This window comes from Bradyrhizobium sp. KB893862 SZCCT0404, assembly GCF_018130885.1.
Taxonomy (GTDB): domain Bacteria; phylum Pseudomonadota; class Alphaproteobacteria; order Rhizobiales; family Xanthobacteraceae; genus Bradyrhizobium; species Bradyrhizobium stylosanthis.
In genome coordinates this window covers 1,484,018-1,499,204 of record NZ_JAFCLT010000001.1, presented here as the reverse complement: position 1 = coordinate 1,499,204, position 15,187 = coordinate 1,484,018, and the positions used below count along the sequence as shown (strand labels likewise).

Annotated in this window: 18 protein-coding genes; 10 read left to right on the top strand and 8 right to left on the bottom strand. The window is 64.8% G+C overall.

Going from position 1 to position 15,187, the window contains the following annotated elements:
- Positions 1-19: 19 nt before the first annotated feature.
- From JQ617_RS07480 to JQ617_RS07470, 3 genes are all read right to left on the bottom strand, one after another.
- Complete coding sequence (locus JQ617_RS07480) at positions 20-1,270, bottom strand: cytochrome c (protein WP_212025997.1); 1,251 nt, start codon at positions 1,268-1,270, stop codon at positions 20-22.
- Between the two features lie 11 nt (positions 1,271-1,281).
- On the bottom strand, positions 1,282-1,986 hold the full coding sequence (locus JQ617_RS07475) for a c-type cytochrome (protein WP_212025574.1): 705 nt from the start codon (positions 1,984-1,986) through the stop codon (positions 1,282-1,284).
- A 366-nt stretch (positions 1,987-2,352) separates the two neighbouring features.
- Positions 2,353-2,817 (bottom strand): MaoC/PaaZ C-terminal domain-containing protein, encoded by a 465-nt coding sequence (locus JQ617_RS07470; protein ID WP_212025572.1) that lies wholly within the window; start codon positions 2,815-2,817, stop codon positions 2,353-2,355.
- 304 nt (positions 2,818-3,121) lie between these two features.
- On the opposite strand from JQ617_RS07470, the gene JQ617_RS07465 reads away from it, so the two are divergent.
- On the top strand, positions 3,122-3,316 hold the full coding sequence (locus tag JQ617_RS07465; RefSeq protein WP_212025570.1) for a hypothetical protein: 195 nt from the start codon (positions 3,122-3,124) through the stop codon (positions 3,314-3,316).
- A 100-nt stretch (positions 3,317-3,416) separates the two neighbouring features.
- Positions 3,417-4,196, top strand: coding sequence for a mechanosensitive ion channel family protein (locus JQ617_RS07460; protein ID WP_212025568.1), 780 nt, complete (start codon positions 3,417-3,419; stop codon positions 4,194-4,196).
- Between the two features lie 68 nt (positions 4,197-4,264).
- Here JQ617_RS07460 and JQ617_RS07455 read toward each other — a convergent pair whose 3' ends face one another.
- From JQ617_RS07455 to JQ617_RS07445, 3 genes are read right to left on the bottom strand one after another with little or no spacing between them, the layout of a single operon-like run.
- Positions 4,265-4,873, bottom strand: coding sequence for a CinA family protein (locus JQ617_RS07455; protein WP_063683560.1), 609 nt, complete (start codon positions 4,871-4,873; stop codon positions 4,265-4,267).
- Positions 4,874-4,876: 3 nt separating this feature from the next.
- On the bottom strand, positions 4,877-6,058 hold the full coding sequence (locus JQ617_RS07450) for a bifunctional 2-C-methyl-D-erythritol 4-phosphate cytidylyltransferase/2-C-methyl-D-erythritol 2,4-cyclodiphosphate synthase (protein WP_212025566.1): 1,182 nt from the start codon (positions 6,056-6,058) through the stop codon (positions 4,877-4,879).
- A 60-nt stretch (positions 6,059-6,118) separates the two neighbouring features.
- The gene (locus JQ617_RS07445) at positions 6,119-6,367 is read right to left on the bottom strand and encodes a hypothetical protein (protein ID WP_167358181.1); all 249 of its coding nucleotides are present in this window, start codon (positions 6,365-6,367) and stop codon (positions 6,119-6,121) included.
- Between JQ617_RS07445 and dusB the strand changes: the two genes are divergently transcribed.
- From dusB to ntrC, 3 genes are read left to right on the top strand one after another with little or no spacing between them, the layout of a single operon-like run.
- Positions 6,339-7,340: a tRNA dihydrouridine synthase DusB gene (gene dusB / locus JQ617_RS07440; RefSeq protein WP_212025996.1), complete on the top strand. Its 1,002-nt coding sequence runs from the start codon at positions 6,339-6,341 to the stop codon at positions 7,338-7,340. The genes JQ617_RS07445 and dusB overlap by 29 nt on opposite strands.
- Positions 7,337-8,512: a two-component system sensor histidine kinase NtrB gene (locus JQ617_RS07435; RefSeq protein WP_063684848.1), complete on the top strand. Its 1,176-nt coding sequence runs from the start codon at positions 7,337-7,339 to the stop codon at positions 8,510-8,512. Before dusB ends, JQ617_RS07435 begins: the two co-directional genes overlap by 4 nt.
- Positions 8,513-8,521: 9 nt before the next feature.
- Positions 8,522-9,964, top strand: coding sequence for a nitrogen regulation protein NR(I) (gene ntrC / locus JQ617_RS07430; RefSeq protein ID WP_212025564.1), 1,443 nt, complete (start codon positions 8,522-8,524; stop codon positions 9,962-9,964).
- 216 nt (positions 9,965-10,180) lie between these two features.
- Here ntrC and JQ617_RS07425 read toward each other — a convergent pair whose 3' ends face one another.
- Positions 10,181-10,327: a hypothetical protein gene (locus tag JQ617_RS07425; protein WP_212025562.1), complete on the bottom strand. Its 147-nt coding sequence runs from the start codon at positions 10,325-10,327 to the stop codon at positions 10,181-10,183.
- Positions 10,328-10,681: 354 nt separating this feature from the next.
- Here JQ617_RS07425 and JQ617_RS07420 point away from each other — a divergent pair, with 354 nt between their 5' ends.
- The 3 genes from JQ617_RS07420 to JQ617_RS07410 are packed head-to-tail and all read left to right on the top strand — an operon-like array spanning position 10,682 to position 12,981.
- Positions 10,682-11,836, top strand: coding sequence for an AI-2E family transporter (locus JQ617_RS07420; protein WP_249156690.1), 1,155 nt, complete (start codon positions 10,682-10,684; stop codon positions 11,834-11,836).
- A 10-nt stretch (positions 11,837-11,846) separates the two neighbouring features.
- Positions 11,847-12,299, top strand: a complete 453-nt coding sequence (locus tag JQ617_RS07415) for a potassium channel family protein (protein ID WP_212025559.1) — start codon at positions 11,847-11,849, stop codon at positions 12,297-12,299.
- Complete coding sequence (locus tag JQ617_RS07410; RefSeq protein ID WP_212025557.1) at positions 12,292-12,981, top strand: MarC family protein; 690 nt, start codon at positions 12,292-12,294, stop codon at positions 12,979-12,981. The genes JQ617_RS07415 and JQ617_RS07410 overlap by 8 nt, the downstream gene beginning before the upstream one ends.
- A 16-nt stretch (positions 12,982-12,997) precedes the next feature.
- On the opposite strand, the gene JQ617_RS07405 is transcribed toward JQ617_RS07410, so the two are convergent.
- On the bottom strand, positions 12,998-13,681 hold the full coding sequence (locus JQ617_RS07405) for a helix-turn-helix domain-containing protein (protein ID WP_212025555.1): 684 nt from the start codon (positions 13,679-13,681) through the stop codon (positions 12,998-13,000).
- A gap of 311 nt (positions 13,682-13,992) precedes the next feature.
- Here JQ617_RS07405 and JQ617_RS07400 point away from each other — a divergent pair, with 311 nt between their 5' ends.
- The gene (locus JQ617_RS07400; protein ID WP_249156689.1) at positions 13,993-14,619 is read left to right on the top strand and encodes a response regulator transcription factor; all 627 of its coding nucleotides are present in this window, start codon (positions 13,993-13,995) and stop codon (positions 14,617-14,619) included.
- Between the two features lie 187 nt (positions 14,620-14,806).
- Entirely contained in the window at positions 14,807-15,175 is a 369-nt protein-coding gene (locus JQ617_RS07395) for a response regulator transcription factor (protein ID WP_212025553.1), read from the top strand.
- The last annotated feature ends 12 nt before the right edge of the window (positions 15,176-15,187 follow it).

Below are 15,187 nucleotides of genomic sequence, written 5' to 3'. Positions count from 1 at the left end.
GACGGGTCTCTGGCGCCTCTCAGTTCAGCGGTGCGGAGCGCAGCTCGTTGGCCTCGCGCGCCGAGACCGGCGTGCCGCGATTGCCCCAGGCGGTGCGAATGTAGGAGACGACGGCGGCGATCTCGTTGTCGGAGAGGATGCCGGCGAACGGGGGCATGCCGTACGGCATCGGGTTGCCCTTGGTGCCGGGCGGATAGCCGCCATTGAGCACCATGCGGATCGGATTGACCGCCGACTGCATCTCGATCGACTGGTTGTTGGCGAGCGGCGGCCAGTGCGGCGGCTTGCCTTCGCCCTGCGCGCCATGACAGCTCGCGCAGTGCTTGTCGTAGACGGTCTTGCCGAGACTGATCAGCAGGCTGCTTTCCGTGGTCGGCAGCGTCGAGCTCGCCGGCGGCGGCGGGGAGGGCTCCGAGATGCCCTTGAGGTAGACGGCCATCGCCTTCGTATCTTCGTCGCTGAGATATTGCAGGCTGTTGTGCACGACCTCGGCCATCGGGCCGTAGACCACGCCGCGCGCGGACACGCCGGTCTGGAGCAGATCGGCGATGTCCTTGATGCTCCAGTCGCCCAGGCCGGCCTCGCGGTTGGAGGTGAGCGAGGGCGCGTACCAGTTCTGCATCGGGATCAGGCCGCCCTTGAAGGCGTCGGATTGCGAGGTGCCGCCGAGCGCGTTGATCGGCGAATGGCACATGCCGCAATGGCCGAGGCCCTCGACCAGATAGGCGCCGCGATTCCATTCGGCCGACTTGGTCGGATCGGGCTTGAACTCGCCCTCGCGGAAAAACAGCGTGCGCCAGCCGAGGATGAGCTGGCGGTTGTCATAGGGGAAGCGCAGCTCGTGCGGCTTGTTCTTCTGGTTCACCGGCGGGATCGAGCGCAGATAGGCGAAGATGGCATCGCTGTCGGCGCGCGTGACCTTGGTGTAGGAGGCGAACGGCATCGCCGGATAGATCAGCCCACCGTCCGGGAAGCGGCCGCTGTGCATGGTCTTATAGAAATCGTCGGCAGTCCATTTGCCGATGCCGGTTTCCGGATCGGGCGTGATGTTGGAGGTGTAGAGCGTGCCGAACGGGGTCGGCATGGCGCGGCCGCCGGCGAACAGGCGTCCCTCGGGCGCGGTGTGGCAGGCGGTGCAATCGCCGGCGCGTGCGAGATATTCGCCGCGCGCGATGATGTCGCCGGGTTTGTCGCTGATCTTGTCCTGCGCCTGCGCGACGCCAGTGAGCGCGGCGAATGCCAGGAATGCGATCGACAGTTTCGAGCCCATCATCCGCCTCGTCAGTTGGGCTGGCTGCCGCAGCCGAACGGCAGCGCGTAGGTGCCTTTCGGCACGGGAGCAGGATTGGCAGGGGCTGGCCGCGTTGCAAGCCAGGCTGCGACGGCGGTCACGTCGGCCTCGGTCAGGTGGCCGGCGACGAGCTGCATGCAGTCCGGCGATTTCGCCGTGCGGGTGCCGTAGCGCCAGGCGCCGAGCTGGGCGCTGATATAGGGGGCGCGCAGGCCCAACAGGCCGGGGATACCGGGCTGCATGCCGGTGAGGCCCGGACCGTGACAGCTCACGCACGCCGGTATGTTACGACCGGCATCGCCGCTGGTCGCGAGCAATTCGCCCTGCGCCAGAACCTCCTTGCTGACCTCGCTCGGCGCCGGCTGCGGCAGCGGCGGATGCTCGCCGGCAAAATATTCCGCCATCGCTTCCAGATAGGGATCGGGCAGGAATTCCAGCAGATAGTTCATCGGCGGGTATTTGCGTCGTCCGCTGCGGAAGGCGAGAAGCTGGTTGTAGAGATAGCCGGCTGGTTTGCCGGCGAGCCGCGGGAAATAGACGTCGCTGGTGCCTTCGCCCTTGTTGCCGTGACAGGGCGTGCACGCCTCCACCCGCGCCGCCATGGTATCCGGCGGTTGGTTGGCGGTTTGCGCAGCCGCGCCATCAAAGGCGGCCAAAGTGACGATGACGGCCGAAGCCGCGACGCGAGCGAACACAGTCGTCGCCCTCCACAATGCTGGTCCGGTTGATTCCGGATCACAACGTAGGGCGACATTATTGCGTCTATATTTTCCGACGCAAGATCGGACATGAATGACGACGTTTGGTCGCGTCTGCATGTTTGTGATCCTGATCGGATTCGACAAGAATTGCGTGCTTTTTGAAAAGCAGACATGACGGTGCGCTCTCGCGGCGTTTGCGAGGACGAAACCTGCCGGCTGTGGGCGCACAAGCAGCAGCGCAAGGGTCGCTAACCGTCCGCCTTCGGGGGTAGGACTTCGGCCCAGCAGGCCCACGAGGTCCGGTTATGACCTGCAAGAGACATCGGAGTGAAACCAACCGACGGCACCTTGTATAACGGCTTACGCCGATGCTTTCGCGTCCGGTTGCCTTGCAACGAGGATGGTGCCGATGCATTGCAAGACGATTTCGTTTCTTTGATTACGTAGTCGGATTTGATTGCGCACGATACCGCGATCAGCTTTCGACTTTGATTCCAGCTTCTCCAGGATAATCGCTTCGAGATTAAGTTCATCTCCTGGGCGTACCGGGTTCGGCAACCTCAGCTCATCCCAGCCCATTCCGGCGAGGACATGGAGTGGCCGAGGCTGGAGCTTGGGCGTAAGCGAGATGAAGACTGCGAATGTGTGGGCGCCCGATGCGGTTAGTCCTCCAAAAACTGAACGTGCTGCGGCCTCCTCATCGATGTGGCGCGGTATCGGATCGTATTGCTTGGCGAATTGAATAATTTCTTCCTTCGAGACCAGATAAGGACCCGCCTTTCTGACGGTACCAATTTCGGCGTCTTCGAAATATATAGGGGTCATCAGTCAATCCTCTGCGAGCGGACTAAACTATAGGGATTGCAACGCCACTATAGTCTCGGTGCCGCTCAACGTCAGCACGTCCGGTTCTGGCCCTTGGCAGACATGACCAATCCAGCTGGTCATGTCCGCTCACGGGGCTGACGCGGCGTGGCCGCGAAGGTGACAAGTGCAGTTTGTGCCAAAGCGCCGGGCCGTGACGGAACACCCCTTGCCGCACACGGCACACCTGCAAGGGGTGTATTTCATGGGATGCTCAACTAACATCCGAATCGGGCGCGGGGCTTGTGAAGCGGGACCAGGACAGATGGCGCGCTGGAAGCAATCGTGGAGCGAGGAAGACCTCAGCCGGCTGAGGAAGCTCGCGGGCACCAAGCCGGTCACGACGATCGCGAAGGAGCTCGGACGGACCACGGGAACAGTCCTCGCGAAGGCGATCGAGCAAAAGCTCCCCGTGATCTATCGGAACGAGCGAACGCCGCAGCGACAGGCCGCCCGGTGAGGGCGGAATAGCTGCTGGCGATGCGGTTTCGCGTCGTTCCCGGAAGGGATCATTTCGCGCGACAGCGAGTTCTCAACCGATTGTCCCGGTTGGAGCCGTCATGACCGTCAATTTCGAAACGCTGAAAGCCTCGCTGGTTCTCTATGGGCTGAATGCGATCTACGCGATTCTGCTGCTCGCGATCGGCTGGTATCTGTCCGGCGCGATGCAGCGCTTCGTCACGCGCATGCTGAGCGTCACCCACCGTGTCGATCCGCTCGTCACCCTGTTCGTCGGCAGCCTTGCGCGCTACGGGGTGCTGGCGATCGTCGGCATCGCCGTGCTGCAGCTGTTCGGCATCCAGACCGCGAGCCTCGTCGCCGTGCTGGGCGCGACATCGCTGGCCATCGGTCTGGCGCTGCAGGGGACGCTGTCCAATCTCGCCGCTGGCGTGATGCTGCTGCTGTTCCGGCCGTTTCACATCGGCGACGAAGTCGAAGTCGCCGGCAAGGCCGGCAAGGTGAGATCGCTGTCGCTGTTCATGACCGAGCTGGTCGCGGCCGACAACACGCAGATCCTGTTGCCGAACGGGCAGGTCTGGGGTGCGGCGATCGTCAACCACAGCGCCTATCCCGGCACTGGCGAGGTCAAGGTGGCGTTTCCGGTCCCGGCAAATGCGGCCAATACGCTGGCCGATCGCATCCTGGAGGAATTGCGCAAGGACGCGCGCCTCGACCATCAGGCGCAGCCTGCCGTCTCCGTCACCAAGGTGCTGGATGTCGCCAATCCCGCGGCGCCGATCCTGGAGTTGACGGTCAGCGCGAAGGCGAAGCCGTCCGAGGCCGGTGCGGTGAAGCAGTGCGTCCTCGATCACGCCAGCGCGTTGCTGGCGGCGGCGTGAGGCGGTCTCTCAGTTCGTGCGGTCTCGTAGCCCGGATTGCGCTTCGCTCCATCCGGGCTACGGGAGCCTCAGCCCCGCGGCGATCGCGGAGTTCTGCGCTTGACCGCATGCCGGCGCGGCGAGCGGGTGACGCGGGGGCGCAGGCGGCTTGCGGCGGTGCGTTGTGGCTTGGCCTGGACTTGCGGGCCGCGGGCAAGGTCCATCAGCATGCGCAGCGCCTCCACCACCGAACGGGCGCGTACGGCGCTGCGGCCGATCGCGCCGAAGCGGTGCTCGCGGTGGATGATGCGGCCATCGCGCGCGGCCGCGGCAAAGTGCACGAGCCCGACCGGCTTGCCCGGCGTGGCGCCGCCGGGGCCGGCGATGCCGGTGATGGCGACGGCGAGGTCGACATCGGCGCGCTCCAGTGCGCCGACCGCCATCGCAGTTGCGGTCTCCTTGCTGACGGCGCCGAAATTGGTGAGCGTGCTCGCCTCGACCCCGAGCATCGCGCGCTTGGCGTCATTGGAATAGGTGACGAAGCCGCGGTCGATGACGTCGGAGGAGCCGGGAATGTCGGTCAGCGCGCCGGCGACGAGGCCGCCCGTGCAGGACTCCGCGGTCGCGATCGTCAGCTTGCGCATCCGGCAGAGGTCGAGCAGCGAGCGGGAGAGGGCGCGTGCGTCGCTGCCGGCCATGATCTACAGGCTCCAGGGCAGACGGATGGTGGCACTCGCGGTGGCCGCGATGCCTTCCTCGCGGCCGGTGAAGCCGAGCCGCTCGCTGGTCGTCGCCTTCACCGCGACGCGGGAGATGTCGACGCCGGAGATCTCGGCGATGCGGGCACGCATGGTATCGCGCAACGGGCCGATCTTCGGCCGCTCGCAGATCATCGTCACCTCGAGATTGGCGACGCGGCCGCCGCGCGCCGTAACGCGCTCGATGGCGTATTTCAGGAACTGGTCGGAGGAGGCCCCCTTCCACTTCGGGTCGGTCGGAGGGAAGTGCGAGCCGATGTCGCCGTCGGCAAGCGCGCCGAGGATGGCGTCGACCAGTGCATGCAGGCCGACATCGCCGTCGGAATGGGCGAGAAAACCCTTGCTGTGCGGAACGCGCACGCCGCAGAGCATGACGTGATCGCCTTCGCCGAAGGCATGCACGTCGTAACCGGTGCCGGTCCTGATGTCGCCGAGCTGGGCAGCCAGGCGCGCCTCCTCGCGCACGAAATCCTCGGGAGTGGTGAGCTTCATATTGGCAACATCGCCTTCAAAGGTTGCAACCGTCAATCCCGCCCATTCGGCAATCGCGGCATCGTCGGTGAAATCGCTGCGCCCGTCCTTTGCGGCGCGACGATGCGCCTCCAGGATGACATCGAAGCGAAAGGATTGCGGCGTCTGCGCGATTCGCAAGGCGGCGCGGTCCGGCGTGTCCTCGACATCGCCGCTTGCGCCGGTGACCTTGATCGTATCGGTGACGGGAACGACAGGGATTGCGGCACCCGTGCGGCTCGCCGCCTCGATCGCGCGCGAGATCACGCCTGCCGAGACGAAGGGCCGCGCGGCGTCGTGGATCAGGACGATGTCCGGCTTGTGCCTGGCCAGCGCTTCGAGGCCGGCGAGCACCGACGCCTGACGGGTGGCGCCGCCATTGGTCGGAGCCTCGTGATTCAATCCTGCGACCGCCGCCGTGAACATCGCAGCGTCGTCGGGGTTCACCACCGGCTGCACCGCGAACACATCGGGATGGCGGCTGAACGCTTCCATGGCGCGGAAGATCACCGGCACGCCGCCGATCGTCCGATACTGCTTCGGCCCGCCGGCGCCTGCGCGCAGGCCGCGTCCGGCCGCGACAAGAACGACTGCGGTGCGCTGTGATTTCGCCATAGGACTCAAATACTCAGTTGTTCGTGAAAGAGTCGGGGAGTGGGGTGATGCCGCATGCCTCTAGCACGGCAGGCCCGCAAAAAAAGGGGGTTTCCCCGGATTGTGGGAAACAGCAATTTGCTGCACTGCACTTGAAAGATTTGCAGAACTGTCTAAACTGTAGGCATGACGCTTGACTGCACAAGAATTGTGCGCAAGATAGATCATGGCCAGCGCGATGAGGCGCTGCTGAGTTGACGAGACCCCCGTGACCGGCCCGGCAATATCCGGCTCTAAGCCGTTGAAAATAGGCGATATTGAAGTCGCCACCCCGGTCTTCCTGGCGCCGATGTCGGGGGTGACTGACTCGCCCGTCCGCCGGTTGGTCGCCGAGCTCGGGGCCGGTCTGGTCGTCTCCGAGATGACCGCGAGCGATGAGCTGGCCAACGGCCACCGGATGTCCCGGTTGCGCTGCGAAGCGACCGGAATCGGGCCGCACGTGGTCCAGCTCGCCGGCTGCGAGGCGCACTGGATGGCCGAAGGCGCCCGGATCGCCGAAGCCGAAGGCGCCGACATCATCGACATCAACATGGGCTGCCCCGCCCGGCACGTCACCGGCGGCCAGTCCGGCTCGGCCCTGATGCGCGACCTCGACCATGCCGTCAGCTTGATCGACGCGACGATCGCGGCGGTGAAGGTGCCGGTGACGCTGAAGATGCGGCTCGGCTGGGACGATCGCACCCGCAACGCGCCGGAGCTGGCGCGGCGCGCGCAAGCCGCCGGCATCAAGCTCGTGACCGTGCACGGTCGCACCCGCTGCCAGTTCTACAAGGGTGAGGCCGATTGGGACGCGATCCGCGCCGTGCGCGAGGCGATCTCTATCCCGCTCATCGTCAACGGCGACATCACCACTTACGAAAAGGCGCTCGCGGCGCTCGAGGCCTCCGGCGCCGACGCCGTGATGATCGGCCGCGGCGCCAACGGCCAGCCCTGGCTGCCCGGCCAGATCGGCCGCCGCCTCAATGGCGGGCCGGTGGAAATGGCGCCGTCGCTCGCGACACAGCTGCATTATGTCCGCACGCTTTATGAAGGCGTCTGCGCGCTCTATGGCCTGCGCGTCGGTCTCAAGCATGCGCGCAAGCATCTCGGCTGGGCGCTCGACGTCGCGGCCGATGCCAGCCGCGCGCCGGCGGAGACGCTGAAAGCCTGGCGCCAGAAGATCCTCACCTCCGAGGATCCGCGCCTCGTCCACCAGTCATTGCAAGATGCCTTCGACGACTTCGCATGGAGCGCTGCTGCATGAGCTCAGCTGCTGAACATCGTCGGCCGATCCCGTCCGACAGCGACGCGATCCTGGATGCACTTCCCAATCCCGTGCTGATGATCGGGCCGGACGGCAAGATCGTCGCCGCCAATATCGCGACCGAAGCCTTTTTCGAGATCTCGACGCAGTTTCTGAAGCGGCAGTCGCTGAAAGAGCTGGTGCCCTTCGGCAGCCCCTTGCTGGCGCTGATCGACCAGGTGCGCTCGTCGAACGCGCCGGTCAACGAATACAAGGTCGATCTTGGCACGCCGCGCATGGGCGGCGACCGCCAGGTCGACCTGCATGTGGCGCCGCTGACGGAGCGGCCCGGCCACATCGTAGTGATGCTGCAGGAGCGCACCATCGCCGACAAGATGGACCGCCAGCTCACCCATCGCAGCGCCGCGCGCTCGGTGATCGCGCTGGCAGCCATGCTCGCGCATGAGATCAAGAATCCGCTCTCGGGCATCCGCGGCGCGGCGCAGCTCTTGGAGCAGCAGGCCTCGTCCGAGGACCGCATGCTGACGCGGCTGATCTGCGACGAGGCCGACCGCATCGTGACGCTGGTCGACCGCATGGAGGTGTTCGGCGACGAGCGCCCCGTGGTGCGCGGGCCCGTCAACATCCATTCCGTGCTCGATCACGTGAAGCGGCTGGCGCAGTCGGGCTTTGCCCGCAACATCCGCTTCATCGAGGACTACGATCCCTCGCTCCCGCCGGTGCTGGCGAACCAGGACCAGCTGATCCAGGTGTTCCTCAATCTGGTGAAGAATGCCGCCGAAGCGCTGATCGACGTGCCCGACGCCGAGATCCAGCTCACCACCGCGTTCCGCCCCGGCGTGCGACTGTCAGTCCCCGGTCAAAAATCCCGGGTATCCCTGCCGCTCGAGTTCTGCGTGAAGGACAATGGACCAGGCGTGCCGGACGATCTTCTGCCCAATCTGTTCGATCCCTTCGTGACCACCAAGCAGACCGGCTCTGGCCTGGGTCTTGCTCTGGTCGCCAAGATCGTCGGCGATCACGGGGGCATCATCGAATGCGAATCTCAGCCGCGCAAGACCACCTTCCGCGTGCTGATGCCGATGTATTCCACATCGGTGAAACATGCCGATCACAGCAGTCGCGACGGCTCTGCCGGGAAGTCGTCGTCTGCGTCACAGGGGGCAAAATGAGGATTAACGATGCCCGCAGGTAGCATTCTCGTTGCTGATGACGACACCGCCATCCGCACGGTTCTCAATCAGGCACTTTCCCGGGCCGGCTATGAAGTCAGGCTCACCGGCAACGCCGCCACACTGTGGCGCTGGGTCAGCCAGGGGGAGGGCGATCTCGTCATCACCGACGTGGTGATGCCCGACGAAAACGCCTTCGATCTGTTGCCGCGGATCAAGAAGATGCGGCCGAATCTGCCCGTCATCGTCATGAGCGCGCAAAACACCTTCATGACCGCGATCCGCGCCTCCGAGCGCGGGGCTTATGAATATCTGCCAAAACCCTTCGACCTGAAGGAACTGATCGCCATCGTCGGCCGCGCACTGGCCGAGCCGAAGGAACGGGTCTCGACGCCTGACGAGGACGCCGAGATGGAGGCGATCCCGCTGGTCGGCCGCTCGCCGGCGATGCAGGAAATCTACCGCGTGCTGGCGCGGCTGATGCAGACCGACCTCACCGTGATGATCACGGGCGAGTCCGGCACGGGCAAGGAACTGGTGGCGCGCGCGCTGCACGATTACGGCAAGCGCCGCAACGGCCCGTTCGTCGCGGTCAACATGGCCGCGATCCCGCGCGACCTCATAGAATCGGAACTGTTCGGCCATGAGCGCGGCGCCTTCACCGGCGCCAACACCCGCGCTTCCGGCCGCTTCGAGCAGGCCGAGGGCGGCACGCTGTTCCTCGACGAAATCGGCGACATGCCGATGGAGGCGCAGACCCGGCTGCTGCGCGTGCTGCAGCAGGGCGAATACACCACCGTCGGCGGCCGCACCCCGATCAAGACCGATGTCCGTATCGTCGCGGCGTCCAACAAGGATCTGCGCGTGCTGATCCAGCAGGGCCTGTTCCGCGAGGATCTGTTCTTCCGCCTCAACGTCGTGCCGCTGCGGCTGCCGCCGCTGCGCGAGCGCATCGAGGACCTGCCGGATCTGGTGCGTCACTTCTTCTCGCTCGCCGAGAAGGACGGACTGCCGCCGAAGAAGCTCGACGCGCTGGCGCTGGAGCGGATGAAGCAGCACCGCTGGCCCGGCAACGTGCGCGAGCTGGAAAACCTCGCCCGCCGCTTGGCGGCGCTCTATCCGCAGGACGTCATCACCGGCTCCGTCATCGACGGCGAGCTGGCGCCGCCCACGGTCAGCCCGGGTGCCGCAGTCCAGCAGGGTGTCGACAATCTCGGCGGCGCCGTGGAAGCGTATCTGTCCTCGCACTTCCAGGGCTTTCCGAACGGCATGCCGCCGCCGGGCCTCTATCACCGCATCCTCAAGGAGATCGAGGTGCCGCTGCTCACGGCCGCACTCGCAGCGACGCGCGGCAACCAGATCCGCGCGGCCGACCTGCTCGGCCTCAACCGCAACACGCTGCGCAAGAAGATCCGCGACCTCGATATCCAGGTCTATCGGAGCGGGGGCTAGCTTTCGCGGCAAAACACCGGGCGCATTTGCGCGGGCGACAAACGCTAGCGCGTTTGCGCCGAGGTGGCTCAGCTCCCCCTACCACAGCGGAGCTGAGCCTGTCCGGATCGCGCTGGCCGTTTTGGCTGGCGCGGTGAGCAGAAGTCCGGATCGGGCTGAAATGTTCCGCGTGTCCGTCGAATATTGTCATTCGGCCGCAGGACGCGACACCGAACCTTACCTGACCAGCCGCGCGGGCACCGGCACGATGTCGGCCAGTTGCGTCGGCGGCGGCTGCAGCCCTATGCCGTTGACCAGAAGATCGGCGGCCACAATCAGCAGCAGCACGGCTGAAATCATCGTCGCGAGAAAGAACCTGTCCATGCCCGTCAATCCACAGGCAAGGGAATCCGTTCCCGCCTGAGGTCGCGGATCTGCCTTTCAGCTGTGGATTACGCCCTCCGGGTGCCGGGGAAATACCAGCAATATTACAGTTGCTTACCGAACCCTCGCTTGCCGGCCTCTGTCGCGCGGATGTCTGGTCGGCGTTTTTCAGGCGCACCCAGCGGCGGCCCTCTGATTGCAGGACGGCCTCGATCGGCATCGAGCCGCCCCGGGCGGCGCGTGCTCAGGGAGCAGGAACCGGTCGCCGAGATCGCTTGATCTGGATCAAGAATGCAGCGCGCCGGAGGCCGCTACGTCCATCGGATATCCGCTCTCCCAGAGGACGGCGCCGTCTTGACCCCACTTCGCAAGCTTCTGTCGGGAGACCAGGTTGTCCAGCTCGTGATCCGTATCGGATTGCTGGCGCTCCTGATCGCATGGACGTATCTGATCATCCGCCCGTTCGTGCCGATCCTGACCTGGAGCGCCGTGCTTGCGGTCGCGTTCTATCCCGCCTTCAGCTGGCTCGCCAAACGCCTCGGCGGCCGGCCCCGGACCGCCGCAGCCATTCTCACGGTGACGACGCTCGGCATCGTCATCGGTCCGGCGACATGGCTCGGGCTCAGCGCGGTCGAGGGCATCAAGGACCTCGCGACCCAGATCGGCAGCGGCGACCTCGCGCTGCAGGCCGCGCCGGAATCACTCAAGGACTGGCCGCTGGTCGGCCAGCAGCTGTTCGATCTCTGGACCCTGGCCTACACCAACATCCGCGCCGTTCTGCGCGAGGTGGGGCCGTATCTGAAGCCGCTGGCGGGGGTGATGCTGTCGTTCGCCGGCAGCGCCGGTGTCGGCACGCTGCAGTTCCTGCTGTCGGTGCTCGTGGCCGGCTTCCTGTTCCCATACGGACCGCAGCTCGTCGGCGCGGTCCGCGGTTTCCTGTTCCGCATCGTGCCGGAGCAGAGCGAGCATTTTCTCGAGCTCGCAGGTGCGACGATCCGCGCGGTGTCGCAAGGCGTGATCGGGGTCGCGATCGTGCAGGCGCTGCTGGCCGGCATCGGCCTCAAACTCGCGGCCATTCCCAGCGCCGGCTTGCTCGCCATCATCGTCCTGCTGCTGTCGATCGTGCAGATCGGTGCAGCGATCGTCATCGTGCCCGTGGTGATCTGGATCTGGATGGACAAGGACGTGACGACGGCGCTGCTGCTGACGATCTTCCTCGTCGTCGTCGGCCTGCTCGACAACATCCTCAAACCATTGGTCATGGGCCGCGGCCTGAGCACGCCGACGCTCGTCATCCTGATCGGGGTCATCGGCGGCACCCTGGCGCACGGCATCATCGGCCTCTTCATCGGCCCGATCATCCTGGCGGTCGCCTGGGAGCTCGCGGCGGCCTGGATCCGGATCGACCGCGCCGCAGCGTTGCAGGAGCAGGAGACGTCCGGGATTGCCAACTCAGAGACGAATCCCGAGATTTCCAAATCCGGGGTTTCCACTGCCGTTCAGAGATGAGCTGGTTCCCATGCTGCTTCAAGTCCTTGTCAGCACGCTGGTCAGCGCGACCAATATCGGGATCCACGCGCTGGCGACGGTCGCTGTCATATCGATCGCGCGAACGGCCGGCTACAGGCAGAGCGATGGTCCGCGACTGCACCTGATGGGCGTGATGATCGCAACCGCCGTGGCGCTGAGCCTCGCACACACCCTGGAGGCTCTGGTCTGGGCCTGCACCTATTGGCTGGTCCAGGCGGCGCCGCCAGGAAGCGAACTCTTGTATTTCGTGTTCGTGAACTACACGACGCTCGGCTATGGCGACATCACGCCGGTGCCCGAATGGCGGCTGATCGGACCGTTGACGGCCATGAACGGCATCCTGCTGTTCGGCTGGTCGGCGGCCATCCTGTTCGAAGTCCTGCGCAAGGCGCTCGAGCATCTCGAAGCGATCGAACGGCTCCCGGGCAAGACGAATGCTTGAAATCTCGTCGTCGAAGTGGGTTGAGGATTTCCTGTTCGGCTTCGGCGCGCTGTTTGCGATCATCAATCCGTATGGTCTCGCCTTCATCTTCCTGGACAGGACAATAAGCCTGTCCGAGCCCGAGCGCGCCCGCGTCGCAAGGCGCGTCGCAGCCTATGCGTTCGCGGTCCTGCTGGTGTCGCAGTTCCTCGGCAGCCAGATCCTCAACTTTTTCGGCATCACGATTCCGGCGCTGCGCATCGCCGGCGGGCTCGTCGTGGCCGCAACCGGGTGGTCCATGCTGCATGCGGAGCCGACGTCCCAAGGGCCGCATGCGGTCTCGTCGGCCGATGCCGCGACGATCCAGCGCATGGCTTTCTTCCCGCTGACCATCCCGCTCACGACCGGGCCCGGGACGATCGCCGCCGCCATCGCGATCGGCATCAGCCGATCGGACAGCCTGGATGCCAGATTTGCGTCATCGATCGTGTCGCTGCTCGTCGCACTGGCCATGACCGCGGCGATCTACCATGCCTACCGCAAGTCCAGCGCCATGGCGCGCCTGTTCGGCCAGGAAGGCACCAGCGTCGTCACGAAACTGTCGGCGTTCCTGCTGCTCTGCATCGGCGTGCAGATCATCATCACGGGGATTTCGGAGGTCGCGCGGTCCATCATGGAGACGGCTCCGCGCGCGATTACATAACGCGCTCCCGCGTCGTTCAGGGCTGCAGGTCGAGGCCGGCGAGCTGATGGCGGTCCAGAAGCACGATCTGTCGCTGGGTGTTGCCGATGAAGCCGAGCACGCCGAGCTCATGCAGCCGCGAGAGGGCGCGCGAGACGGTTTCCAGCGTCAGGCCGAGATAATCGGCGATATCGCGCCGCGACATCGGCAGCGCCATCACGCCCGCGGCGGTCAGCCTCTTGTCCATCTCCAGCAGGAAAGCCGCGACCCGCTCCAGCGAGGTCTTGCGGCCGAGCAGCAGCATGTGGTCTTCCGCGTGCTGAAGATTGCGCGTGGTCATGCTGAGCAGGTTCCTGGCGACCATGGCATCGCTTTCGGCCACGATCTCCAGGCTCTGCCGCCTGACGATCCGCACTGTGGTGTCGACGATCGCCTCCGCCGTGAAACGGTGCTCGTTTCCATTCGCCAGGCCAAAGATGTCGCCGGTCAGGTGAAAGGCGCCGATCTGCCTGCGGCCGTCGGACAGCAGCTTGTAGCTCCGTACCGCGCCAGACTTGACCTGGTAGACATATTCGGCGGGCTCCTTCTCGCCGTAGATCTCGGTGCCTTTTTTGTAGGAAAATTCGATTAAACTGACGAGAGCATTTGTCTCGCTGGTCATGCCGAGGTCGCGGAGGGAATTGGGACGAGGCGCGGAATCGGTGGTGATGCGAACGAACATAGGCCAACTCCTCTGCTGAACGCTGAATTGGTCTGTCAGACGAAAAACCCCTGCAGCGGCAAGAGCGCCGCGCTGAACCCGCTCTCCCGCCGTGGTTGATTTACGACTATCGCGGTATTCCCAACCATTGTCCCAAGGTTCAATGTACCAAGGGACAGCACGGAGGTTTGCTGCACGGATTGAGAAGGACCTTCTGCGGTCCGGAATTATCCTGTTGCGAAGCACTTATTTCAATTTCCAAACTATTGGCATCCGCATTTCCTCGGTTAAAGACTCCCCATCGTTGATTTGCATGAATTCGCGCGAGGTAAATGGTGTCGGGTCTTGTCCATGTCGTCGATGATGACGCATCGTTCCGGACGGCGATCGAACGCCGGCTGAAGCTTGCCGGCTATGACGTCGCCACCTACGCCTCCGCCCAGGACCTCCTGGATGCAGCGCCGGACGACGCGCGGCCGGGATGCATCCTCCTCGACGTACGCATCCCGGGCTTGAGCGGCCCGGAACTGCAGAGCCGCCTGATCGCCTCGGGTTCGACCCTGCCGATTATATTCCTGACCGGGCACGCCGACACACCGACCACCGTGCAGGCCATCAAGGCAGGCGCGGAGGACTTCCTGACCAAGCCGGTTTCGTCGGAGTTGCTGCTCGATGCGATCACGCGCGCACTGGCGAGACAGGACGCCACGCGCAGCCAGCGCGGCAGGCTCGATGGCTTCCGCGTGCATCTTGCGACGCTGACCCAGCGCGAACGTCAGGTGTTCGATCTCATCGTTCGCGGCAAGATCAACAAGCAGATCGCGTATGAGCTCGGCACGACCGAGCGTACTGTAAAGGCGCACCGCCATCAGGTGATGGAGAAGATGCAGGTTCATTCGCTTGCAGAGCTCGTTTCGATCGCGGAGCGGCTCGGAATGCTGGATTCGAACGGCAGTTAGCTGCGCTGTCGCTTTCAGATACAGTTCCTGCGGTGTCACTGCCCCAAAGGTCAATATGAAGTGCGCTGAGGCAGTGCTCCATGATGGCGCGTCAGGCGTTGTGTTCGTCCTCGCGAGTGATCGTGACAGCGCGCATCGATAGCAGCCGCAGCGTCAGCGTTCCTGCCAAGCCGGAAAGGTTCCTTCCTTGCCGACGCGTGAATCCGTTTTTGTCGTCGATGACGATCCCTCCATGCGGGCAAGCCTGAACAGGCTGCTGCGCGCGCACGGATTCGTCGTGACGCTGTTCGACTCCGCGGAGGCCTTGCTCGATCATGACTCGTTCGAGACGGCGATCTGCATCGTTCTCGACATCAATCTCGACGGCAAGTCAGGCGTCGATCTACGCCGGAAGCTGGCGGCGGGGGGCGTCACGGCGCCCGTGATCTACATTACCGGCAACGACAGCGCGGTGAACCGCACGGCTGCGGTGGCCTCGGGTTGCGTCGCTTATCTGACCAAGCCGTTCACGGCGCAGTCCCTGATCGATTCCGTCGCGCGCGCGGCGGCCGCTTAGCGGTGAAGCGCC